Genomic DNA, 23,072 nt, shown 5'->3' with positions numbered 1-23,072 from the left:
ATTATTTGACTCTTATTTAAGAAGATTCTTTTTATAAAGCATAGCAATACCATTTAACATGAATTCTGGAATCTTCTTTGGAAAATAGCGTTTTTCATAATAACAGTAAAATGCCTTTTTCAAGTCATGCCATTGGTTACAGTCTTTCGTTTGTCTAAATCTAGCCACGTCTATAATCTTTACTTGCAAATCTGATGTAATTAAGATGTTTCTTAAATGAACGTCAGATGGATTTAATCCTTCTTGCTTTGCTAATTGTAAAGCGATATCAATATCTCGAACGACTTCTTGTGAGATTGGAATACCATTTGTTAGACAGTCAAAAAGCGTAGTTCCTTCTATATAATCAATAACTAAATAATTTGATCCTGCATCATAAAGAGTTGGATAATAAGTGATTTCCTGAACTACTTTATAGATTTCTGCTTCTTCCTCAGCAATATACATATATTCCGGAAAAAATACTTTCATCGCTTTTCCTGTTTGTTTAATTCTAAATACATAGGCACTTCTCCCCTGACCAATTAATGTTAATGATTTATCATAGTCAAGTAGCGTATGTTGATTGTCAGATTCAATTTTCACACTTGCAGCAAGCTCGTGGAATATAAGAATAATAGCAACTCCGTTCTGTAGTATTCATTATTTTAGCAATAAGAAAAGGCGTTATAACCGATTTGTTGGTTATAACGCCTTTTCTTAAAAAAGACCTTACCAAAAAATCGGTAAGGTCTCGCAAACAACTATCAAAAGTTGCCAATAAAACCGAGGATATTCATCCTGTATTGACGATTTTATTGTATAGCTACTCCCCTTAAACGGAGGATTATTATATTCAATTTTCTTATTATTTTCATTATAGATGTTCGTTAGCCAAACGTCAATTAATGCACTTTATGTGACTTTACACTAAAGTATTTCTCAAATTTATTTATAAAAAAATATACATTTCATCCATTTAGCCCATACAAAAAATTTAGTTCTGGGCAGTAGGCAACATATTTATAACCCTTCATATTCTATAATCAGACCTATTAGAGGGGGAAAAGTATGGGAATAGAATTTATAGCTCTCCATTGGATTTATGTTGTTTTCATTGTATTGATTATTGGGTTTATGGTGAAGCGTCGAGATACTACCCTCATTTGTATTATTGGCATTTTCATGCTAGCAATTTTTGCAACAGGGAGTTTAACTGCCTCCATAAGTGGCGTTTTTAATAGTTTTATCTATGCAATTACCGAATTAATGTCGACCATATTAATCATTTCTATTATTGTCGCTATGAGCTCTGTGTTATCTAAGTCCGGCATTAATGATGTCATGATTGCACCTTTTACAAAATTCTTCAAAAACCCGACTCTTGCCTTCTGGATTATTGGAATTTTAATGATGATCATTTCATGGTTCTTCTGGCCATCTCCAGCGGTTGCATTACTTGGTGCAGTTCTACTTCCAGCCGCGTTACGAGCTGGGTTGCCTGCTCTCGGTGTAGCGAACGCAAACAAAGGAATCTTTTTAAACAGGTGTTCATTATCTAATTTTTTTACTGATTCTTGAACTGAAAATATATCGAAAATTGATAACTTAGCCATTAAAATAATCTACTGTCTAAATTAAGCCTTTGAGTAAATACCAAAACATGTAAAATCAATTGCTATGAGTATATTCTAATGAATAAATTTCATTACTATTATTTTGATGAATTACCTGTTGAAGAGTTAATGGCTATATTTTGGAAGCATTGATTCATTTGTTGTGAAGGCTGAGACATTTGCTACGATTCTTTATTTATTTTGAGATCTCTATTATTAAATAACACTTCCACGATACTTTCCAGAAGTATTTGGTCTAGGTAATCGTACAAGAAACATAATTCTGTTTGCATATAGTATCAATATATGAGAGTAAGGAGGTGCAATGTGGAAAATTTTAAAAAGTTCAAGTTTAAATCAAATCCAAGTTGTCGTTGTCATTGTTGTGGCTTCTGTTGCCCTTGTAGTTGTAACCCACCATTTATACCTGTACCACCAAATTGTAACTTTCTCTTATATGTTACAGACGCTGGTCAGCTAGCTACTCCTGATAATAGAGTATCAGTGATTGATACAGGGACAAATACTATAGTCGCTACTATTCCAGTAGGAACTGGTCCACTAGAAGTAGCGATTTCACCAAATGGAACACTTGGTTATGTTCCAGCTTTCTTATCGAATAATGTAACGGTTTTTAATACTGTAACAAACACGCCAATCGCTACTATTCTGGTAGGAGTTAATCCTCTTGGTGTAGCAATTTCACCGAATGGAACACTTGCTTATGTAGCAAATCATGGAGATAACACTGTATCTGTCATAAATACAGCAACAAATACCGTAACTGCTACAATTCCAGTAGGGCTCCAACCTCAAGGTATAGCTTTTACTCCGAATGGTGCGTTTGCTTACGTAGCAAATGAAAACTCAAATAATGTATCCGTCATAAATACAGCAACAAATACGGTGGTTACAACAATCCCTTTGGGAATTCGCCCTAGATCAATTGTTTTCACACCAAACGGACAATTTGCTTACGTTACAAATGAAAATAGTAACACAGTATCTTTAATTGTTGCAGTAACAAATACCGTAGTTGATACAATCCCTGTGGGAACAGGACCTGTTGGAACAGCAATTACACCTGATGGAACACTTGTTTATATCGTAAATAAAGGTAGTAATACTGTATCCGTCATAAATACAGCAACAAATACGGTGATTGCTACAATCCCTGTAGGACTATCTCCTGACCAAGTAACCATCTTGCCGGATGGAACACTTGCTTATGTCACAAATCAACTTGACAATACTGTGTCTGTCATAGATATAGCAACAAATTTTGTAATCGATACAATTTCAGGGTTTAACGGTCCTACTGGTATAAAAACCGGAACAATCTGCCAATAGAAGATAAACTTTTTATACAAACGAGTTAATTTCATAATCCAGAGTCCTAAGAGCTCAAGGGTTTCAAATGAATAATAAAACAGACACTCCCCCAGATTCGGTATAATGGTAGCGATTTTACGAAAAATGAACAAAAACAGCTCAAATATACTCCGAATGTAAAAGCAGTTAATGAGAAAGCGATTACTTATACAGACGAATTTAGGTGTTAGAGTGTAAATCTACTCATACTTTCTACTAAATTCAAACTTAAAAAGGCGTCAAAAGTCATAATTATCTTGTAGTGCTGATAGCAAGCCCACTGTTTTTCATTAGCTAAATCTGTTCCAGCTTATTGAGCCTCTAAATTTGTAACAGTCTCTTTTTGTGTAACATATTAAACAAGTATAGTTGAAATATTCCATTACTTGTCCTTAATGTTACATATCAGCCGAAATCTCATATGTTTATTTCGCATTAACTGCCCGTAAAAACCTGATTGGCGAAAAACGAAACAACAAGTAGAATCCTAAAAACATAAAAATTGTTGCTTCAAAAATGTGTCTTGTCTTTCTTTTGAAACAGCCTTCTTCAACATACTTTTATACAGTTTTATCAGTAGTTATTTCTATAGTAAGCTCGTTCAATTTATGGTCCAAGTCATCAAGCAAGCGTAATTTATGATTCAACTGCTTTTCAAAATCCATTGATTGAGCCAATACCTTATTTACTTGAGAATCTAATTGTGTAAGGACCTCTGGATTCATCATCATTTTTCCACTTAGAGAAAAGCTATGTTTTTTTACATCCGCTAATTCTTTCGATAATTTTTCTATCTCAGTGCTTTTCCCCTCTATTTCTATGGCTAAATGCTCATTAAGATTGTCTGAATTAGTTTGTTCTACACGAGATCTTTCAACGGCTTCAATTATAGTCTTCATTTGTTGGCTTATATCCCTTGTAAAAACATTCAACTTATTTTCAAGGCCATCCACTAAAGTCCTATAATTAGCATCTGAATTCACAGTAAGAAATTCATCTTTAGTGGATTTTAACGTTTCCTTTATTAGCTCATTTTCTGCACGCAGTTCTTCTACTACTTTTAATAAACCCTCTATCGAAGAAAGTTGTTTTTTCTGCTGGATTTCTCTTGCTTGTATATCATCATAGTAAGTTTTTATTTTTTTTTCATGGTCTCTCTTCTGCTTTAAAAGCTCCATCGAAAGCTCCTTTTTCTGTTTTGTTAATTGAACATTTTCTCTCTCTACTCTCAGTACTAGTGAATAATAATCACTATCTCTGAGCCTTTTAACTTCATTTTTATATTTCTCTAATTCAGCTCTTAATAATATGATCATTTGCTGAAGCTGAACAGGATCATTATTTTCAACAATATCATTATCCACACTTGATCCTCCTATCACGACAATTTTTCAAGTAAACCAATCACTTCTTCAAATTGCTTCTTACTTTCCTCTAACATCTCGTCAAGCTGTTTAATAAGCTTAATTTCTAATTCTTCATCGCCCATTTCTTCAGCTTTTATCTTTTCTCCTGATATTAAATAATTAATAAGTAGATTCAATGTGTCTTTTTCGAGATAAGCAAAGCTATTATTTTCTTTATTACTATAGCTAGGTAAATTCGTAAGCTGTTCCTTCATAAGTTGATGGATAACACTATCTATTTTTTGATTCATATTTTCATACTCACTCATTTTCATCCCCCTGTGTATAACTAATTCCATTGAGATTAATAGGATTTAAGACGACGACACCATCTTTTAGCTGATCACAATATGTAAACCCTATGATACTTCCTGAATAAGATAAGTTATGACCCCATTTGATCTGAAAATTAGGAAATGATAGTGTTTCGTTTGGCTCTAACGTTGTTTTTCCTATAGGTCTAAGCCAGAACTCCTCCTTGCTTGATTGATCATTGATTCGCTCCCAGCTACTGTTTCCTTTTAATTTCGGTGCAAAATGTTCATAGACATACCTTCCTGAGAAAGAGAATGGAGAGTCTTCAGGCAGTTTTATACATAGATACGGGTTTGTTATTGGCTGATTACCTATATTGCGAATATGATAAGAGCCCAAGCATAAGCTCTCCTCATCCGGATTATAAGCAATATTGAACGTGGATGTGAAATAACTAATGACGTTGACACTATCCGGGATAATTAGTTTACCAACCAATTGTTTAATTTCATGAACATAAAAATCCGTTTGTTTTTTTAGTTCATTTATCTTTTCTTCCACATGAACAATACGAGCAGTCATAATTAGTCCTCCTTACCAATAGTATTAAATTAACTAAAGAATTCACATTTTTTGGAGATAGCTATATTTGAATTCTTTCATAAAAAAAAAGAGAGGATTAACCTCTCTTTACGATATGATTTTCTTCTATGTGTTAGTACCCCTAGCCAAGAGTTGGGAAAATAGCGGAACACGGCTGAGGACGAACTACACCCGGACATGTGTATGGTAAATCTGCTCTTGGTTCGCAGAATGTTGCTAAGAATTCCACAGTGACTGGGAATGTAGATTGAATACTTTGGCATACTGATACATTAATTGTTAGTGCAGAAAACGTAATTGTGCCGTCTCCAGCTGTTAATGTTCCTGTTGTACTAACGAAAGAATCTAAATCTGTGAATAAAATCTCTACATCTGTTCCTTTAGGCGCACATAATGTAACTTGTTCACTACGCGAAACTGGAATATTATTGCTTGTGAACATAGTTCCATTCGGTAAAGTAACAACTATCGTAAGAATAAAATTCTTTTGAATAGTTAGATGTTGAAGACATACCGTTGAACCATCAATGGAGTATTGGCGATTCTCACGGTTTAAAATTACTATAGGATTATTTGTTGCTGGAACTACTTTGCCTGTTACTACTGCACCCGTTAAGCTAGTAGTTGGTGTTACTCCTGTAAAAGCAACTGCTCCTGTAGGGGAAATATCAAATGACATTTCTTTTACAACCCAGTCAAATACCTTATCAACGTTAATACAAATTAATTCCGGCTCCTGCGCCTGGGATGGCATATTCTCTTGCATCCTTTTGACACCTCCAAAAAATTTTAGCTTTCGTTGTATCATATGTTTTATACCTATAAGTGCATGGGCTAATAAAAAATTCGTTCTGATTTTTATTAAAATGCTTAAGTATCAGTATGTATCGTTTTTACTTACATCTCCTCTTCTTATGGAAAAACTAAAATATTTGAAAGGACCGGTATATTTGTAACAGAAAGTAAATATTTTTAATAAAATATTAATGGACTGAAAGGAGTGAAATATAATGGAAGATTCAAAATTGTACTCCACTCAAGACATTGAAAATTGGAAGAATAAAATAGATGCCTATAAGGAAACGTTAACTTCATTAAAAATGGGGACTTTAAATGATGATTATCTTTTTATAAAAAAGGATTTTAATGGGATTAAAACGCAAATGGCACTTATAGAAGGGCTAACTGAAACAATAGAAGATAAGCAGAATTCTCAAATCAGTGGCCATGAGGAACAGATAAAACTTCTATCTACACAAATTGAGTCTCTGAATCAAATGAATGAGAAAATGAACCAAGAAATACTAAGTGCTCTAAACAAATTACTCACGATTGAAAAGACTGAAACTCCAACCACTACAGCTAAAACTGAAAACACATCTAAATTTGTTTCTAACGGTGCACAGAGAGATCCGATAATTACACAGACAACAAGCCAATCGGTGATTACATCTAAACAGCCATCTTATAAAATGTTACAAAGTCTGGCAGGTAAAGCTACAAATGGGCAATTAGATACAAACAATGGTATACCCTTCGCTCGCAATGAAAATCAAAGAAATGTACCCGAAGAACGCCATTTTAATCAACAATACTTTCAATCAACAAATACTCATCCAAGCCAAATATATAATGGTTTATATAGAAATACCACCACCGAATCCACCTTTCATTTTAAAAATGCTATGAACCCACAGGAAATACCAATCAGAGTTTATGAATCTAATATTTTACCGCATGCTGAAATCCATAATTCCATTGATAATGAACTTAAAACGGAAGATTTAGTTAATTACGGAGAACCCGAGAAAATTAATAACACTGTCATCACTATAGATAAAACGAGCTCTGTAATAACAAATGAGCCTGCCATTCTTGAAGATTCTAAAGTGGTTCATGAGCCTGCCGTTCTTGAAGATTCTAAAGTGGTTCATGAGCCTGCCGTTCTTGAAAATTCTAAAGTGGTTCATGAGCCTGCCGTTCTTGAAGATTCTAAAGTGGTTCATGAGCCTGCCATTCTTGAAGATTCTAAAGTGGTTCATGAGCCTGCCATTCTTGAAAATTCTAAAGTGGTTCATGAGCCTGCCATTCTTGAAAATTCTAAAGTGGTTAATGAGCAAGACAACACAAATACATCCCCTACTTTAAAAAGTGACGAATTTGAAGTCTTTGAAGTTACACCAAAGAATAAATTTGAAACCCATATACAAATTGAAGAGGTAAACAAGCAACCGGAGGTAAAAGAATCAACTGAAGAAGGACAAAAAAAAGAAAAGAACTCTTTGTTTTTCAATTTCTTTCGAAAATGGAGTTAGTTTAAAATTGTGGACCATTTAGGAAACTGCCCTTTCCCCCTAATCTTAACGGAATAGAATAAAGGAGAAAGGGGGTGTAAAAATGTGTATGAATAATTCAATGTGCGGCTGCGCAAATAATAATAATTGTACTTCACTTGGTCCTTTTATAGCTGTTGACGCTGCATGTATTACTACACCAGCACCAACAACAGGTACCATGGTCCCATTCTCTTCAGGAACAGTTCCTGTTATTTTAGCAACACTTGCTGGTGGCTTAGTCGGTACAACAAGTCTTGTAGGATTTGGCACGGCTATTCCAGGGGTATCTCTTGTTGGTACTAATATAGACTTGTCAGCTGCTACTGGAACGGAAGCCTTTTCAGTTCCACGTGCTGGTAGTATTACATCTATATCTGCATACTTGTCTGCAACAGCTGCTTTAAACCTTATAGGAGGAACAGCAACAGTCAGAGCACAAATTTACCGCGCGGTTGCGGGAACTAATGTTTTCAACCCTACAACAGCATTTGTTGATTTAACACCAGCTCTTTCAACAATCGCAATAGGCACTATTACATCTGGTACTGCAAACGTTGCACCAGTGCCAGTAGCTGCTGGTGATCGTTTATTAATGGTGTACTCTGTTACTACCACAGGGATTGCAGCTGTTACTACTATTGAGGGTAATGCAAGTGCAGGAATTAATATTGTATAAAAGATTATGTTCGTAAGTTAGATTAAACCTACCATACAGGATTATTATCTTTGTAAAATACGATAATTACTTGCAAACAAAAGTAATAAGTAAAGTAGGCGATTTCCCCAAAATCGGAAAATCGCCTGCTTTTCTCTCTAAAATAAATAGTTATAATTTCGCCAAAGCAATTTGAATATGAGCGAGATGATGCTTTCCGTGCCAAGTATATAGGGCTACAGAAAGGAATCCTTTTGAATACATAGAAAACCAATGCTAGTTTTATAACATTTCTTTCATTGCCCCCAACAAAGGCTTAGGAATATCTCCTAAGCCTTTCTATTATTGAATAATGCTTGATTTGAAATAAGATGATAAAGTAGTTATCGATCCTTATTCCAATCTTAGTTTCCTCAAAGTGTGCAGTAACTTAACATTTATTTAAATGTTTAATCATGTAACCCCCTATCTTTATAAATATAACATCAAAAATGAACGATTTAATTAATAGTAAGATTGTTAGCCAATTGCCCTTCTCTCCATTTTTTGAATGAATAATATATTACAAATGGGGGTGAAAAAATGGATAACTGTAATAACTGCAATAAACAATCCTGCTTATGTGGAAGACAAATAGGCCCTTTCAGAGCTGTTGAACTCTGTGGAATTCCTGGCGTGTCTCCTATACCAATAACAACAACATGTAGTGGTTTATGTGAATACGGATATATATATAATCTAGGTGCTGAGGTTGTAGCTATAGATGCTGATATTATTTTTGATTCAACAGGCATAGTTACACCTGGAATTACCCACGTTCCAGGAACCTCTCAAATTATTGTTACCACACCGGGAATCTACGAGATTAATTACGTCGTATCAGGTGTTGAGCCTAACCAATTCACACTATTTTTAAATGGCGCACCGGTTACGGGAACAACCTATGGTTCAGGGGCTGGCACTCAACAAAACACTGGTCAGGCAATAATTTCTTTAGCATCCGGCAGTAGTCTTACACTTAGAAATCATTCTTCTGCTGCAGCAGTTACTCTGCAGACTTTGGCAGGAGGCACACAAATAAACGTAAATGCTTCTATTGTACTTAAATTGTTAAGTCCAATTATCTAGAGATAAAATACTCGGTATGATTTTCTTCATTTCAAAACTTCAAAAGAATAGATTCTCCATTAGTTAGGAGTGATAATCCTTAAGCGCAGGAATTACTCCTCTCCTCTTTTCTTTTCAGATTTATTCACCCTCCCTGAACAAAGTCTTTCAGATATTCATTCAATATATTGATGAAATTTAAAATTCAACTTTGGTCCTGTTTAAAATAACCTTCCACTTATTCAACTAAACTGCCCATTTAGTTGAATAAGAAAAAAGTGCTGTCTGAACAGCTCAATGATCTTCATACTAAAGCACCCGTTAGGTTAAGTACATTTCTTCAAATTCTTATCTTTAAATAAAATGAGCAAAAACAAAATTGTTACGTCTTAGTAAAACTAAAGGTTGGTTAGTTCCACCGCCAATGCATGTGGACTATCCAGAAAAATAGTATTTTTTAAAACTGACAAACCGTTCTCCAGTATAATGCTGGGGATTTTTAACTGTTCCATTAATAAAATTTCGAGGTATTGTTATGGACATATTTTCATGGTTATTAAATGGAACAAGTTTGTTTTATTTTTTACCTTTGATGAATTTATTAATAGTTTTTATTGTAATATGTGTAAGAATCTACGTTTTAAAATTCATAAAGACTCTTTTTCACCTAAAATATTTAAAATTCTTTTGATACCTGTTGTACTTTTAGGATTCATTATCTGGGTTATTCCAATGAACATGGGATTTTATGAGTTTTTTAGAGCGATGTTTTAATTGCTCTTTTTTCATTTCCAAAGGATATGAACTATACAAACTTTTTACAACTCAAAATATAAATTATATAATTGGTCACTTCCGATAGAGTGGCTTTTTAATGTCTTTTTTTCTCAAAATGTTCAGCACTATCTCCTCTGTACTCCCAATCACCTTCCGACATTAATTCATAGAATATTAGTGAATGAACAGCTTTCTTAATTTATAAGTAACAAACGCCTATAACTTACGGAAAACTAAAATATTACGGAATGAAGGTGACAAAAAAATGGATCCAGAAAAATTGATTTGTGACAGTTGCTGTGAAAATAACCAAGTTCTTTGGCCCCGTATTAAAGCCATTGATATAGGTTCTATTCAACCTCCTCCAGTTGTTATCCCTGAAGGAACTATTATTCCAATAATAAATAGATATTTCTTTATTGTTACAGAAGATATTGATTTAACAAACGGAGCAACCATTCCTGCAAATTTATTTACAGATGATAATAACAATCCATTAACAGAATTCAAACTTTTTAATCCCAATGGATATGTCAATCTTTACATCAATGCTGTGATGCAAGAGGGCGGTGCGTATAAAGTAACCCCAGATCCACTTATCATTAACCCATTTAATGGAACAATTTTTGCTGGAACTCCCATCATTATAGAATCATTGGGATTCCAACAAATGTGATATAAAATCTTCTAAACTAATGGTCTTCCACAAGATTTTTTAATGTGTTAGCAGCAAATTTAACAGTTGCTGACGGTACTACAGTTCTTGCAACTGCCTTTCTAGATGATAGCGAGAATGCAGCTACTGCTTTTCCGGTAGTAACAAATGGTTACTATAATTTTTATATAAATGGTGTACTACAGGTAGGCGATTCGTATACTGTTTCTACTACAGAGTTAACTTTTAACGGTGTTACTGGCACAATTACAGCAGGAACTCCATTGGTAGTAAAAGCTGTAGAATTAGTTACACAAACTTAGTGATTAATAATTAACAACCAAATCATAAGTTTTAATTGTGTAAGCTTTCTAGCCTTTCTTCTATTTTTAATGCTTAAGGTCACTTTTACCCAAGTGACCCTCCAAGCCTATTTGAGCAGTTTATTATACTCCTACTAAATGAAGATTTTCCAGGGATTATATGTAAACATTTCATCTATATTACGCTAGTTATTTAAATTTCAATAATAATAATTTAGCTTTTCACCCTAATAAAAAGATACATAAAAAAACAGACTATGATCACTTCAAATCAAGTCTGTTTAATTGTATTTAATTGGATTTCATACATCATTTCACATCACTTTTACTTTTATTACCGTGCCACGATTTTGTTATATTAAACTCTGATAATAATCCAAAAGAGCATGCATTTTAATCATTATATAATCGTATTATAAAACATTCTGATTTTAACACTCTTGTATTTGTGTAAACTCGGTTTTCTTAGATATTGTAACTTCTTCGGATTCTTCTTGTTCTTGTGCTAAATATCTAATTGTTGCTGGTAAGAGGTATTTATTCACCGCAGCAGCAAGCTTTTCTGCTGGAACTACTATCTCCATTTTTCTCCCCCCACTTTTCGAAATGTACCATTTTATTTTATGTAATGGATTGTTAAAAGGTCCCTGATGTTGTGATTGTTAACCAAAACTGGATTTGAAAAATAATAGCTTCAAGTTCCGGCTATTCGAATACCTTTTATAATTTTTTTCTGAGGTGAATTTTTTAATGGTAAATAATTTAAGAACAGTAGAATATGAACGAGTTTCTACTGATGAACAAGCGGTAGAAGGATACAGTTTAACCTCTCAGCAAGAAAAAATAAGAAAATTTATAGAATCCCAAGGAAACTGGGATTTAGTTGACACATATATCGATGATGGATATAGTGCCAAAGATTTAAATCGTCCTGCTATGCAAAAATTAATCGAAGATGCTAAAATGGGGAAATTTGATGTAGTAGTCTTCTATAAACTCGATCGCCTAGTTAGATCAGTTAGTAGTCTTCATACACTTCTCAAAACATTTGAAGAAAATGGAGTTATGATAAAGAGTGTTACTGAAGTATTTGATACCACTTCGGCGTTAGGAAGATTCTTTTTGACTCTTGTGGCTGCAATGGCTGAATGGGAACGCGAAACAATATCTGAACGTGTATTATTAAATATGGGGAAAAAAGCGGAAGTTGGAGAAAGAAATGGTGCAAAAGCTCCTTTTGGGTATAAGAGTATAAATTCAAAATTGGAAATACACGAGGAAGAAGCCATTTTAGTAAAAGAAATATTCCGACTTTATAATGATGGTAAAGGCTTACGCTCAATCGCAAAATATTTACAACAACTTAATATTGATAAGGATATTCGAACGATTTCTAGAATGCTTGAAAACCCCATATATTGTGGAAAAGTAAGATGGGGACATAATTCGAATAGAATCGAAACAATTATTATTAAAAGTGAACACATACCAGCGATTATAAGGGAAGAAACCTATGATGAAGCACAAAACCGAAGAATAGCTAATACAAAAGAAGGAAAAAAAGCAACCTCACCTTACCCATTTAGTGGTGTTTTACGATGTGCTAGATGTGGTTCAGCTTTGTCTGGACAATTTAAAAAAGAAAGAGGTACAAAACACTACATTTGTATCGGGAAAAAAAATAAGGGAACATGTGATTTGCCAATATTCACCGAAAAAGCACTTATTAGTGAATTTCTTAAAGGATTATCTACTGATAATCCAGAAAGTTTCATTAATTCAATAGTACCTAATCTGGAAGAATCAGTCTCAGTACAAAATAATGATTTAATAATTGCTGAAATTGAAAAACAACTCAATATAATCAAAAAAAGAAAGAAAAATTGGATGCTAGCTCTTGGCGATGGGATAATGACCCATAAAGACTATTCTGAGATGATGTCACAAGTACTTAAAGAAGAAAACCTATTAATAGAACAAGTGAAGAATCTTTCGTCTAAAAAAAATGTAAAAGATACATCGCAAATAATCGAACATGCAAAAAACATTTCTGCAATGTGGGATAGAGCTAGTGATAACGATAAAAAGAACTTTATCAATATACTTTTTGAGGAAATAGTAGTGGATGTTCCAAGTGATTATAGACGTGGCAGAGGAAATTCTCCTTCCGTGGATATTAAAGAAGTTAAATTACGATGATACATAAAGAACCTCTTAAATATTACATTTCATTTAAAAGGTTCTTTTAGTCACACTAGGTGTAGCGATGGCGATGAACTTATTTGGTCATGGTATTGCTTTATCAAGTGATTTTGTCATTCAAGGTGCTCCTAAGCTTACTGCTGATGCAGCTGGGTTACCAGTCGGAGATGTCATTTCCGCAAGTATTCCACTCGTCATTGTAATGGGTCTTGTTACGACTATTACTGCGTTTATATTATTAAAACGTGATATGAAGCGCGGTACAATCGAATTAACTGGAACAAACGATTCAAATGAAGAACAGGAAAAAGATGAAAAATTGCTCACTCTTAGACAAAAGCAGTTCTTTGCAATTATCATTCCAATTGCTTTCTTAGCAGATGTCGTAGCAATGTCCATTTTAAAGTTGCAAGGTGGGGATGCGACAGCATTAATCGGCGGTACTGCCGTCTTTATTTTACTCATTCTATCCGTTGTAGCCCACAAAAAACAAGGACTTGAAAAGACTACAAGCTATCTAATACATGGCTTCCAATTTGGTTTTAAAGTATTTGGACCTGTTATTCCTATTGCTGCCTTCTTCTATCTAGGTGATTCGGGTTTCACAAAAATCATCGGTGACTTTTTACCGAATGCCTCTCACGGTATTGTTAATGATTTAGGTGTTGGATTAGCTTCCGTAGTTCCTTTAACGAAGGAAATTGCAGCCGTTACTTTATCAGTCGTTGGCGCAATTACTGGATTAGATGGTTCAGGATTCTCAGGTATTTCATTAGCAGGTTCCGTCGGAAGCTTGTTTGGCAATGCAATTGGAAGTGGCGCCGATACTTTAACTGCGCTCGGACAGATTACAGCAATCTGGATCGGTGGCGGAACACCTCCATATATAAAAGACATATTAAAAGACCGCCCGTTATGGAGTGGTCTTTTTTATATAATATAAACCTTTAATCATTATTTCATTTTTTGTATCGCATACTTCATATATAAAAAGTTTAAAGTTCCTGATTTTTACGATAGGAATTACTAAGCGATATAGTATCCATTATTAACCACAATACACCAGCGATAAAAGCAACAGCTATACTTTCTTTAACTAGTATCATCATTACTGCAAATACTGTAGCAAAACTAATTGATCGAAAGATATTTCTCTTTTTCATTTGCATATATTCATCTTTTGAAAATACTTCCGAATATTCAATTCCAGATATAATATAACGCAAAACAATATAAATTAAAAAGAATAATACTGGAATAGCGAGTAAAATTAAAGGCTTTATTTCTGTATTAAGATACAACGCAATCATAATAAAAGATAAAATGAGCTGAAACAAAGCACTTTCTACAATAAATCTTGAAGTTCGTTGTTGGCGATATTCATCTTGCGCAAGTAAGTTAAAAATATTCATGTTATTCCTCCCAAAATAAATCATTTAGTGTTTTATTAAGTTTTTTGGCTATTGCAAGACAGAGTTGCAAACTAGGATTATAGGCATTTTTTTCAATCAAACCTATTGTTTGTCGAGTAACACCAACAGCCTCAGCTAATTGAGACTGAGTTAGCCCTTTTTCCATTCTAGCTAATTTAATTTTATTTACCATATATACCTCCTAACGATGTAATTTATATATTGCATATGCAAGTTATACATTACATCAATTTGTTAAATACTTCAAGAACTTTTACGTATTTAATATTTATTTTTTATCAGATACCACAAATTCATATCGGTTATTCTCCATTACTATCCCAACCAATTATCTAGTTTTTGCCTTCTATTCATACCTGTACGACTATCACGTTTTTTCAACTGGTTATAAAACGGTCCTAGACTCTCTCATTTACTGTCTTGTCCCCCACAGTTACTGGCTAAGCTAATAGATATAAAAAAGACGACCTATAAAGGCGTGATCTTTTTATTCACCCTCCACAATAGTCATAATTTCCTGTATAGTTAAATATGCACATTTATAGAAATGAGGGTATTTTTAATGAAAAAGAAATGGTTACTGGCACCTATGGCTGCTGTGCTATTATTGGCTGCATGTGGAGAAGATAGCGCAAAGGAAGAAACGCCAAAAGATAATGTTCAAACAGCTGTATCTTCAGATAAAACAGTTACAGGAAAAGCTAAAAAAAATAATGAGGTTTATTTTAAAGATAACGAAGCTAAATTAGTGGATTTAAAAATATATATTACTAAAACTAAGGTAATCCCAGTAGGTGAAAAAGGTAACGAATATGGAGATAAGCCAGTAATAGCAATCTGGTACAATACAACAAACTTAAGTGATAAAGATATTGACCCGACAACAGCGTGGTCAGTTGTGTTTACCGCAATTCAAGACAATAATCCAAACTCTATTAATCAAATAGAGGTAGGAAGCCTTCCAGACGATAGATTTTTAGATACACAGTTAGAAACAATTAAAAAGAACGGTACTGTAGAAAATGCCATTGCATACGAGCTTGATGATTTAAAAACACCTGTCACATTAGTAGCAAATCAAGGTATAGGCGGCGAAGAATTAGGACGACAAGAATATAAAATAAAATAATAAAAATAGCCACTCAATACGAGTGGCTATTTTTATTATAATTGATAAATACCTCATATTCCTAAATCTTGTATATAGACTACCTATCGAATTTTAATCAAGTGCTAAGAAATAAATATAACTAAAAATGCCCTTAGAGTTTTTAATAAATTATTTATGGTTTTTAAGTTGACTTGATAGTTTACTAAATAGCTTACTTAACAATAGAAAAATTACATAAAAAAATATTAAATCAAAAATGAGGCCTAGTATTGCAAGACTATATGATCCATTGCCATACAGTCCAAAAATATCAGCAGGAAAACCATAAAAGCTATAATTCCCCTCGTATCTAATACCTATGCTAGGTATTATAGAAATAATACAAGTTGTTATAAAACTAAGTAAAAGTAATATTTTTGTCTCTTTCAATTTCATGATTACCCTCTTTAATTATTTTATTTTTTCGGAAAAGGTATATTTTAGTATAATACAATGTTATTATACTTAAGTAGTAAAAATATATCAAGAGGTGTAAATTATGATTAAAAAGTTAATATTATCAACATTATCTTTTGCTCTATTATTTTCTTTATTCAATTTAGAAGCATCAGCAGAAGATGAAGTAAGCGGTACTTCAATAGAAAATGTAGATACAAATGACACTAAATCACCAAAAATCAATATCGAAGAAGAACTTAAATTAGTGACAGATCAAACAAATTCTGTAGAAATAATTGATGCAGCTGAATTACCAGAAGGTACACCTACAATTAATTTTAATTCTGTTGAAGAATTTAAAAACGTTGTTGCTGCTTTTGAAAAATATAGAGAAGAATCTATAGATGTGGATAATATAGAAGATATAATGGTACCTGATTTATTTGCGAGCAGAGTAGCTAAAGCAGCTGCCACTACTAAGAATGGGGCATCTACAATTAAATGGATGGTAGGTTCTTGGAATCCAATAAAAAACCAAATTATGCCTAATGAAATGGTAATTGACTTTACATACACATACACTGGTTCTGGTTCTTCAAGGAAATTCGCTAAAATTAAGCAAATAGTTTCTAATAGTAGCGGTATTGCTTTTAGCACATGGGTAGAGAGCACTAAACCAATCCACAATTTTTATGATAGTAAGAAAGGCGTAGAAATCAAAATCCAAGGGTACTTTTTGGTTGGTGTAAATATTAAAGGACAAGCAATCGGTACGAAATTTAATGATTCATTTACTCAAAAATACCATTTCTAAAAATCATACAACCTTTTATTAGTGAAAAATAATCGCGTGTGATGATTGCGGCGAAAAAATTAATGTTACAATTTTAAAAACATTAATTGCACTGTACGATACACTAAATTGCTCACTAACTGACTTTATCGAATATATACCACAATAAAAAAGAGTGACGGCCACTAATCGGCTATCACTCTTTATTTTTTCTATATTCAACTGGCGTTATATAAACTATCTAACTGTATAGGACCACTTCAATAACATTTCTGTACAATTAGTTTCTATTTTAGAACAATCCCCTTACACATCTGATTTTTCACAAATATTCGTAACATCATTAAAAATAAACATATTTACCTATATATTGGAATTGATATACAATAATATTATTATACTAATTTAAGTGGGTGAAGGAATGAAGAAATTAATATTAACATTTATGTTATTATCAATATTTACTTTAGCGTCTTGTAGTGAGAAAGATTCTGTTAATGAAACAGAGGCAAGCGACGTAGAATCAAGCGACGCAGCAAAAATTAAAGAAATAGAAACAAAATTAGAAGAACATTTATACGAAGGTGCTCTATTTAAAATTTTATATTCTAAAATTTCAAATAGTGAAGATTTAAAAGTAATAAGCACTAAATTTATAAATAAATTAATAAAAGAAGAAAACACAAAATTTTTATATGATAATTATGAAGATACTTTTAAGGAATCAACATTATTTGATGATGATTCAAAAAATAAAATAGTGAAATATTTAGATGAAGCAAAAGAAAAATTGTTAGATAAAATGGAAAAATTGATTATTAATAATGATGCTAGAAAAGCGAGTAAATTATATCTACAAAGTGCCATCCTAAATGAAGATGATGAAAATGAACAGGGGTCCGCATTATATCATTATGCTATGTATATACAAGATGATGAAAATCCTAGAGCATCTTCTGAATTAGCAATTGCAGTTAAGCCGTCATATGAGGGTAGATTGGAAAATGAAATCTCAGAAGCAGTTTCTAAAGGCTCGATTGATCGTTTTTATTGGGGGGTACTTTATTATGATAACCAAAGAGATAGTAAAAGAATTGAGCCATTCGTTGGTATGACTGATAAAGAAGCTTTAAAATCTACTTGGCGCAAACCTACTAAAATTAATACAACTAAAAATATTAATGGCACAAGTGAACAATGGGTCTATGACAATTATAAATATTTATATTTTGAAAATGGAATATTAACAAGTATTCAATACTAACAAAGATCCACTATTTCAGTGGTTCTTTTTTTATATAAAAACTAGACAATCATTTGGACTAGTGCTTAAATTCTATATTACAACCCAAGTCTTTTCTTCACTTCTTCGTTTACATGATTTCGTAAAGCTACTTTTGAATATCGTAATTCTTTATCATTACCTTTTGTCTTAACATAATACGCTATAAAATACTCATCAATATCTTTTGTACCTTCCAATACCTTCATGCCATTCATACCTAATGTTCGGCTCACATCTCTTAAATCTCTAGATAAATTTTCCAACTCTTTTTCTATCCAAGCTTTAAAAGCAAAACTTGCTTTCAAGTTGTCCATATGTTTTTTATCTCGTTCCAAGGTACGAATTGTAAGTTCTAAAATTATTGCATTGTGGATATGGATTTGATGGTCTTGTTTTATCATAAGACTTCATTCTCCTAAAACTCTAAAAATTCAACTGCTAATATGTCAACGATATCATTTAGATTGATTGGGCCACACTTCTCTCCGAATGGATTGCTATAAAATAATTGACGGTTATTATTATTTATCTTACTGATGGTTCCACGATGAATTTCAAATTGCCCATTACCCCATACTTTAATATTCGTTTCGCATTTCATCTTCATGGATAATTCTAATTTTTCTTGGACTACTTGTAGATCCCATTCGCTTAAATCGGGTTTTTTAATATATTCATCTTCTTTCCGCCATTGATTAGTCATAGTTACATGCTCTGTTAGCATGATGGACATTTCCCATTCTTTAAAACCTCTATCACGATTCGTACAACTTCACGCTCTTTTCGAATAGTTGGAACAGCCACAAGAACATTTTCGATAATAAAAGTGCGTTTATCATTTTTCATAAAGCAATATGCTTGAAATGCATTTACTGTCATCTTAATGATTTTCACACGCCTTTTAGTTATCTCTCCACCTTTCGACATATACATTAAATCAATGACCTGATTGCGTTGCATAGCTTTTAACAGTTGTTCCTTCATGATGTTCACTCCTTTTTGAATATTATACAGAACACTCGTTCTTATAACAAGTAAAAAAAGACCAGGCTCAAAATTAATTGAGTACCTGGACTTTGTGTATAGTTATATTATGAACACCAGTGATTTCTTTATAAACTCAAAAACTATTTACCTCTGATTTTAAACTGTCTACAAATTCGTTAATTTGTTCCATTTTTACTTTTAGACATAGTGCAGGACCAGTTTCTGATGCACTATGATTATTCTTCTCCCCTGCATCTAACACAAAAATTAATCTATAATAAGGCTCCCATTCATCCCTTTCATGTTCGGGCACTTGAAGAAAACCATGTCCAGGATAATAATAATTACCAAATAGAGGAATGTGATAAATACACAAGCCTGGATCATGAGGCTCTAGCATACTTAGATGCATAGTATCGATTTGTTTTAAATCATCTAATAACTTTAAGAAATCTCTCTTTAAGCAAACGATTTCTGTATACACCTCTGGAAAAGCAGGACCAGAGCGGAAATGAATGTGGAATTTTACACTCGCATCATTTACTAATTTTAAATTTATTTCAACTTCACAACTGGGTTGACTAAAATAATCTTTTAATAAAGCCATAAATAATTCCCCTTTACCCTAATTAGCGTTTGGTTATACTAGATAAATTACAACAATCCACAGTTACTATACCATGGATTGTTGTCATACTATTTATAGACTTCTAGGAAATTTTCTTTATTAAATTCTCCTCTCGAAATCCCGTTACTTATCTCCTACATACTGCCAAGTGCTTTTCAACCATTTTAGTTTTTTTGACTTTTGATTATATACTGTATCAATTTCATCCGTACCTTTTTTAAGTAAGACTGCAGTTCTTTTATTTTCGGATTCATTCTCTAACCAAGCAATTCGTTCTCCACTCCACCCATCTACATATTTTACACCATTGGACAAAGCATCATCTATCATTTTTCCTGTAATCTTACGATCTACTGCTTGTTCAGCAGCATGTTTTGATACATAAACTATTCGTTTTGAAGCGGTCCTTGCTAAAAACGGAACTCCATATCTAATAGTAACAGTTGCTAATAATGGAATAAGAGGAGCTATACGTGATTCGATTTGAATTTCATCTTCTAAATTAATTCTTGGGCCATCTAAATCTTGATTTATACCATCTGTTTCGCCATCTGTTTCATTAACTATTTCTTGTTCATTAATTACTTCTTGACTAAAAGAATCATTTATTTGCAAATCCTGGGTCTCACTTGCCTTAGCGAGACTTGGGGAAATGATACTGAAAACTAATGCAAAACAAATCAATCCTATAATATTTTTAATTATTTTATTCTTCAAAGTTAATCCTCCATTATTCTAAAAAAATATTAAAATGTTATAACATTCCATTACTCTCGAGTGATTACTATCCTATCATTAACATATTTTCCAGTCAACACCCAATTCACCTACCATCTTTTGGCGTTACTATTACCTTTTTATATAACAAAAGTAACGTTTTTTATAAATTACACTAAATACTTGAAATTTTTATTTACTTTTGTTGTTTTACCAAAATAATATTCTTCACTAAACTGTCAATTTTAGTATCCTAATATCAACAAAAAAAGACCAGCTCGGCTAAATTAGCTTTGCTGGTCAAATTTCTTTACTTACTTCTACGTTGCTGAATAGTAATATACAAACTAATCAAACGATCAGTTGTCATTATGCCATTCTGTAAATCCTTCAAATGTGAGGCCTGAATAATCCCATCCTTAACAGCTTGTGCAATAAAGTTTTCTGTTTCAGTTTTCATAGCTGGCGAACCTGGACTTTAATTTGTCACTTTAATTTCCTCCTTTTTTTCTTCCACAATTAATTGAACTTGTCCTTTGCTATTAGTTGGCAATGTGATTTTCCCCTCTAACTTGTAACCCTTTGGCATGTTCCAATTTGATTTCACTTCAAAGTGTGGTCGATCAATAGCATATAGATACTTTTGTCATTCTTGCTGCGATATGTTTCAGTAATGAAGATATTCTTAATACCTGCCTTGCTCAAATCGTTTAAGAACCTATACTTTTTCAACAAATTCTTTTTTAGCTGTGATAAACAAACCGCTTTTTGTTTTTAATCGATAAGCATTGCCAGACTTTACGATATCCACGATTGTGTACTTTTCATTTACTTTTAAGGCCTGTACCTTTTTAGATTTATCGAACACTACTCCATCATATGCGATACAAGCTTTTTTAATGCAATATAAGCCTGTACCCTTTTTGTAGTATCCTTCATTATTTGATGTGGAAGGCTTACTAACTGGTTTTGAGACAGTTGTAATATCATCTTTCAACAGTTCTTTAAATTGATTCCATGTATAACCGCACTTCCCACTTCTCATTTTAGACGGACAATTTTTTCCACTCCAGTGATTGTGTTGGACAACATAAGCTAATGGGATATTTTCATCCTTCATGATTTTCTTAACTAATTCTGCAGCGTTTTGAACAGCTTTTTTATAATTACCGTCACTGTTAACACAAATTTCAATGTGGATGGAATTCGCATTTCCGTTACCTAAACCATCTCCGCCTGCCCAACAGCGAATATTGTGGTTGAATGATTGCACGGCTTCTTTATCATCCACAGTGTAGTGCCAAGATGCTGAACGACTGTTTCCGTTTGCTTGTAAACGACCATGAGCATCCGCATTTGCAGTTGCTTTCTCATTGTCTGTCTCGTGGATTGTAATCCATTTACGACCGTTACCAGTGCCACTTGTTACACTATTAATGATGGATTGTGAAACTAGATTTTTACGGATAGTTACCATGTTATTTCAACCCTTTCTTTTTCAAAACTTCCTCTTGGTCTTTCGCTTGCTTACTAATTACATAGCTGTTCTTCCACACTCCGTAGCCAACTAAAATAAATGGAATACTCGCCATTAATACACCCACAAATGCATCAATCGTTACATCGTTAAAGTGCTGTAGTTTAATATCTAAAGCTTGCAAAAATAAAAGGACGGCACCAAGCCATCCTCCAAATAATCCAATGTATTGTTTTAGTTTTTCCGCTATCATAAAATGACCTCCAAAATAATTAATTTGTTTTTAGCACCAATGCTAATAGAGCCAAGATCACTGCGCCGATAATAGTCGTTGAAGCCCACCATATAATCTTGTCGATTTTATCCAACCGCTTATGAGCGCTCTTTGTACTTGCCAAAGATTCTTCGGCAATATCTTTAGCATTACCCGCTGTAATGCGTATATCACGAATATCATCGATTTTAGCTTCAATCCCACCCAACCGTTCATAAATGTTACGTACTAATTCTTCACCCATAAAGCCACCTCTTTTTCTGCATAATAAAAACCCTCCACATTATTTGTGGAAGGCATATAAAAAGCACACCTGGTTAGATGTGCTGAATATAGTATTTAAATTTATGAAAATAACATTCTTTTAGCGTTAGTCAGACCGGAGTGGATATCTTGAATAAACACATCAAATTCTGCTCCATCATTTAGGCATTTCAATCTTCCTCCACCTAAACTTTCTAACTCACCATACAAAGTTACTCCTATTTCAGGAAAATAAAAGTCAACAATTTCAACTATTGAATATTCATGGTTTTCTGTCATAACAGCAACAAAACCTTTTTTAGCATTTGCAAATTCTACTACGCCTTTCATATCATCATCCTCTCTATCTACTAAATTTCGACAAAGAAGAATAGTTTACC

General features: G+C 33.0%; 28 protein-coding genes and 2 pseudogenes. 12 read left to right on the top strand and 18 right to left on the bottom strand.

All coding sequences use genetic code 11. The features are described from left to right. Positions 1-12: 12 nt before the first annotated feature. Entirely contained in the window at positions 13-585 is a 573-nt protein-coding gene (locus tag MHH98_RS08500; protein ID WP_340712550.1) for a protein kinase family protein, read from the bottom strand. 465 nt (positions 586-1,050) lie between these two features. Between MHH98_RS08500 and MHH98_RS08495 the strand changes: the two are divergent. Together MHH98_RS08495 and MHH98_RS08490 are read left to right on the top strand one after the other, a co-directional pair. After that, a pseudogene (locus MHH98_RS08495) lies at positions 1,051-1,548 on the top strand (hypothetical protein); the annotation flags it as partial. Between the two features lie 374 nt (positions 1,549-1,922). Continuing rightward, positions 1,923-2,945, top strand: coding sequence for a beta-propeller fold lactonase family protein (locus MHH98_RS08490; protein WP_340712548.1), 1,023 nt, complete (start codon positions 1,923-1,925; stop codon positions 2,943-2,945). A 581-nt stretch (positions 2,946-3,526) separates the two neighbouring features. On the opposite strand, the gene MHH98_RS08485 is transcribed toward MHH98_RS08490, so the two are convergent. From MHH98_RS08485 to MHH98_RS08470, 4 genes are all read right to left on the bottom strand, one after another. Beyond that, positions 3,527-4,330 (bottom strand): hypothetical protein, encoded by an 804-nt coding sequence (locus tag MHH98_RS08485; RefSeq protein ID WP_340712547.1) that lies wholly within the window; start codon positions 4,328-4,330, stop codon positions 3,527-3,529. 14 nt (positions 4,331-4,344) lie between these two features. Continuing rightward, positions 4,345-4,641 carry a hypothetical protein gene (locus MHH98_RS08480; RefSeq protein WP_340712546.1) on the bottom strand — a complete coding sequence of 99 codons (297 nt, stop codon included), beginning with the start codon at positions 4,639-4,641 and terminating at the stop codon, positions 4,345-4,347. Further along, positions 4,634-5,209 (bottom strand): hypothetical protein, encoded by a 576-nt coding sequence (locus MHH98_RS08475; RefSeq protein ID WP_038185336.1) that lies wholly within the window; start codon positions 5,207-5,209, stop codon positions 4,634-4,636. Before MHH98_RS08475 ends, MHH98_RS08480 begins: the two co-directional genes overlap by 8 nt. Positions 5,210-5,351: 142 nt before the next feature. Next, positions 5,352-5,996: a hypothetical protein gene (locus MHH98_RS08470; RefSeq protein ID WP_038185346.1), complete on the bottom strand. Its 645-nt coding sequence runs from the start codon at positions 5,994-5,996 to the stop codon at positions 5,352-5,354. 244 nt (positions 5,997-6,240) lie between these two features. Here MHH98_RS08470 and MHH98_RS08465 point away from each other — a divergent pair, with 244 nt between their 5' ends. From MHH98_RS08465 to MHH98_RS08445, 5 genes are all read left to right on the top strand, one after another. Next, positions 6,241-7,545, top strand: coding sequence for a hypothetical protein (locus tag MHH98_RS08465; protein WP_340712544.1), 1,305 nt, complete (start codon positions 6,241-6,243; stop codon positions 7,543-7,545). Positions 7,546-7,627: 82 nt separating this feature from the next. Next, positions 7,628-8,242: an exosporium glycoprotein BclB-related protein gene (locus tag MHH98_RS08460; protein WP_340712541.1), complete on the top strand. Its 615-nt coding sequence runs from the start codon at positions 7,628-7,630 to the stop codon at positions 8,240-8,242. Positions 8,243-8,803: 561 nt separating this feature from the next. After that, positions 8,804-9,349, top strand: a complete 546-nt coding sequence (locus MHH98_RS08455) for a BclA C-terminal domain-containing protein (protein WP_038185359.1) — start codon at positions 8,804-8,806, stop codon at positions 9,347-9,349. Between the two features lie 1,021 nt (positions 9,350-10,370). Further along, on the top strand, positions 10,371-10,781 hold the full coding sequence (locus MHH98_RS08450) for a DUF4183 domain-containing protein (RefSeq protein WP_038185360.1): 411 nt from the start codon (positions 10,371-10,373) through the stop codon (positions 10,779-10,781). A gap of 44 nt (positions 10,782-10,825) precedes the next feature. Further along, positions 10,826-11,083: a DUF4183 domain-containing protein gene (locus MHH98_RS08445; protein WP_081730092.1), complete on the top strand. Its 258-nt coding sequence runs from the start codon at positions 10,826-10,828 to the stop codon at positions 11,081-11,083. 431 nt (positions 11,084-11,514) lie between these two features. Here MHH98_RS08445 and MHH98_RS08440 read toward each other — a convergent pair whose 3' ends face one another. After that, positions 11,515-11,667, bottom strand: coding sequence for a hypothetical protein (locus MHH98_RS08440; RefSeq protein ID WP_155981187.1), 153 nt, complete (start codon positions 11,665-11,667; stop codon positions 11,515-11,517). Positions 11,668-11,833: 166 nt separating this feature from the next. On the opposite strand from MHH98_RS08440, the gene MHH98_RS08435 reads away from it, so the two are divergent. After that, on the top strand, positions 11,834-13,282 hold the full coding sequence (locus MHH98_RS08435) for a recombinase family protein (protein ID WP_340712538.1): 1,449 nt from the start codon (positions 11,834-11,836) through the stop codon (positions 13,280-13,282). 46 nt (positions 13,283-13,328) lie between these two features. Beyond that, positions 13,329-14,228, top strand: a pseudogene (locus MHH98_RS08430) (hypothetical protein); the annotation flags it as partial. A gap of 52 nt (positions 14,229-14,280) precedes the next feature. Here the strand turns inward: MHH98_RS08430 and MHH98_RS08425 are convergent. Together MHH98_RS08425 and MHH98_RS08420 are read right to left on the bottom strand one after the other, a co-directional pair. Beyond that, positions 14,281-14,697, bottom strand: coding sequence for a hypothetical protein (locus MHH98_RS08425; RefSeq protein ID WP_340712535.1), 417 nt, complete (start codon positions 14,695-14,697; stop codon positions 14,281-14,283). 1 nt (position 14,698) lies between these two features. Beyond that, the gene (locus MHH98_RS08420; RefSeq protein WP_038185145.1) at positions 14,699-14,890 is read right to left on the bottom strand and encodes a helix-turn-helix transcriptional regulator; all 192 of its coding nucleotides are present in this window, start codon (positions 14,888-14,890) and stop codon (positions 14,699-14,701) included. 390 nt (positions 14,891-15,280) lie between these two features. Between MHH98_RS08420 and MHH98_RS08415 the strand changes: the two genes are divergently transcribed. The 3 genes from MHH98_RS08415 (at position 15,281) to MHH98_RS08405 (ending at position 18,324) form a co-directional block, all read left to right on the top strand. Continuing rightward, the gene (locus MHH98_RS08415) at positions 15,281-15,847 is read left to right on the top strand and encodes a DUF5067 domain-containing protein (RefSeq protein WP_340712533.1); all 567 of its coding nucleotides are present in this window, start codon (positions 15,281-15,283) and stop codon (positions 15,845-15,847) included. A 520-nt stretch (positions 15,848-16,367) separates the two neighbouring features. Continuing rightward, a complete protein-coding gene (locus tag MHH98_RS08410) occupies positions 16,368-17,081 on the top strand; it encodes a hypothetical protein (protein ID WP_340712532.1) in 714 nt (237 codons plus the stop codon). 400 nt (positions 17,082-17,481) lie between these two features. Beyond that, positions 17,482-18,324, top strand: coding sequence for a hypothetical protein (locus MHH98_RS08405; RefSeq protein WP_340712530.1), 843 nt, complete (start codon positions 17,482-17,484; stop codon positions 18,322-18,324). Positions 18,325-18,401: 77 nt separating this feature from the next. Here MHH98_RS08405 and MHH98_RS08400 read toward each other — a convergent pair whose 3' ends face one another. The 10 genes from MHH98_RS08400 to MHH98_RS08355 all read right to left on the bottom strand — a co-directional run bounded on the left by MHH98_RS08400 (position 18,402) and on the right by MHH98_RS08355 (position 23,022). After that, entirely contained in the window at positions 18,402-18,746 is a 345-nt protein-coding gene (locus MHH98_RS08400; protein ID WP_340712529.1) for a hypothetical protein, read from the bottom strand. A gap of 14 nt (positions 18,747-18,760) precedes the next feature. Then, positions 18,761-19,048 carry a YolD-like family protein gene (locus MHH98_RS08395; protein ID WP_340712528.1) on the bottom strand — a complete coding sequence of 96 codons (288 nt, stop codon included), beginning with the start codon at positions 19,046-19,048 and terminating at the stop codon, positions 18,761-18,763. Between the two features lie 14 nt (positions 19,049-19,062). Then, positions 19,063-19,329, bottom strand: a complete 267-nt coding sequence (locus MHH98_RS08390; protein ID WP_340712526.1) for a transcriptional regulator — start codon at positions 19,327-19,329, stop codon at positions 19,063-19,065. Positions 19,330-19,465: 136 nt separating this feature from the next. Then, complete coding sequence (locus tag MHH98_RS08385; RefSeq protein WP_340712524.1) at positions 19,466-19,939, bottom strand: hypothetical protein; 474 nt, start codon at positions 19,937-19,939, stop codon at positions 19,466-19,468. 144 nt (positions 19,940-20,083) lie between these two features. Continuing rightward, positions 20,084-20,677, bottom strand: coding sequence for a hypothetical protein (locus MHH98_RS08380; RefSeq protein ID WP_340712523.1), 594 nt, complete (start codon positions 20,675-20,677; stop codon positions 20,084-20,086). Between the two features lie 310 nt (positions 20,678-20,987). Next, on the bottom strand, positions 20,988-21,137 hold the full coding sequence (locus MHH98_RS08375) for a hypothetical protein (RefSeq protein ID WP_340712522.1): 150 nt from the start codon (positions 21,135-21,137) through the stop codon (positions 20,988-20,990). Between the two features lie 258 nt (positions 21,138-21,395). After that, complete coding sequence (locus MHH98_RS08370) at positions 21,396-22,154, bottom strand: N-acetylmuramoyl-L-alanine amidase (RefSeq protein WP_340712519.1); 759 nt, start codon at positions 22,152-22,154, stop codon at positions 21,396-21,398. 1 nt (position 22,155) lies between these two features. Beyond that, positions 22,156-22,407 (bottom strand): phage holin, encoded by a 252-nt coding sequence (locus tag MHH98_RS08365; RefSeq protein WP_340712517.1) that lies wholly within the window; start codon positions 22,405-22,407, stop codon positions 22,156-22,158. 19 nt (positions 22,408-22,426) lie between these two features. Next, complete coding sequence (locus MHH98_RS08360; protein ID WP_340712516.1) at positions 22,427-22,672, bottom strand: hemolysin XhlA family protein; 246 nt, start codon at positions 22,670-22,672, stop codon at positions 22,427-22,429. A gap of 101 nt (positions 22,673-22,773) precedes the next feature. Further along, positions 22,774-23,022 (bottom strand): hypothetical protein, encoded by a 249-nt coding sequence (locus tag MHH98_RS08355; protein ID WP_340712514.1) that lies wholly within the window; start codon positions 23,020-23,022, stop codon positions 22,774-22,776. Positions 23,023-23,072: the final 50 nt, after the last annotated feature.

The sequence above is a fragment of the Viridibacillus sp. FSL H8-0110 genome, from assembly GCF_038003565.1.
Taxonomy (GTDB): Bacteria; Bacillota; Bacilli; order Bacillales_A; family Planococcaceae; genus Viridibacillus; species Viridibacillus arenosi.
This window is presented reverse-complemented; position numbering and strand designations above follow the sequence as displayed.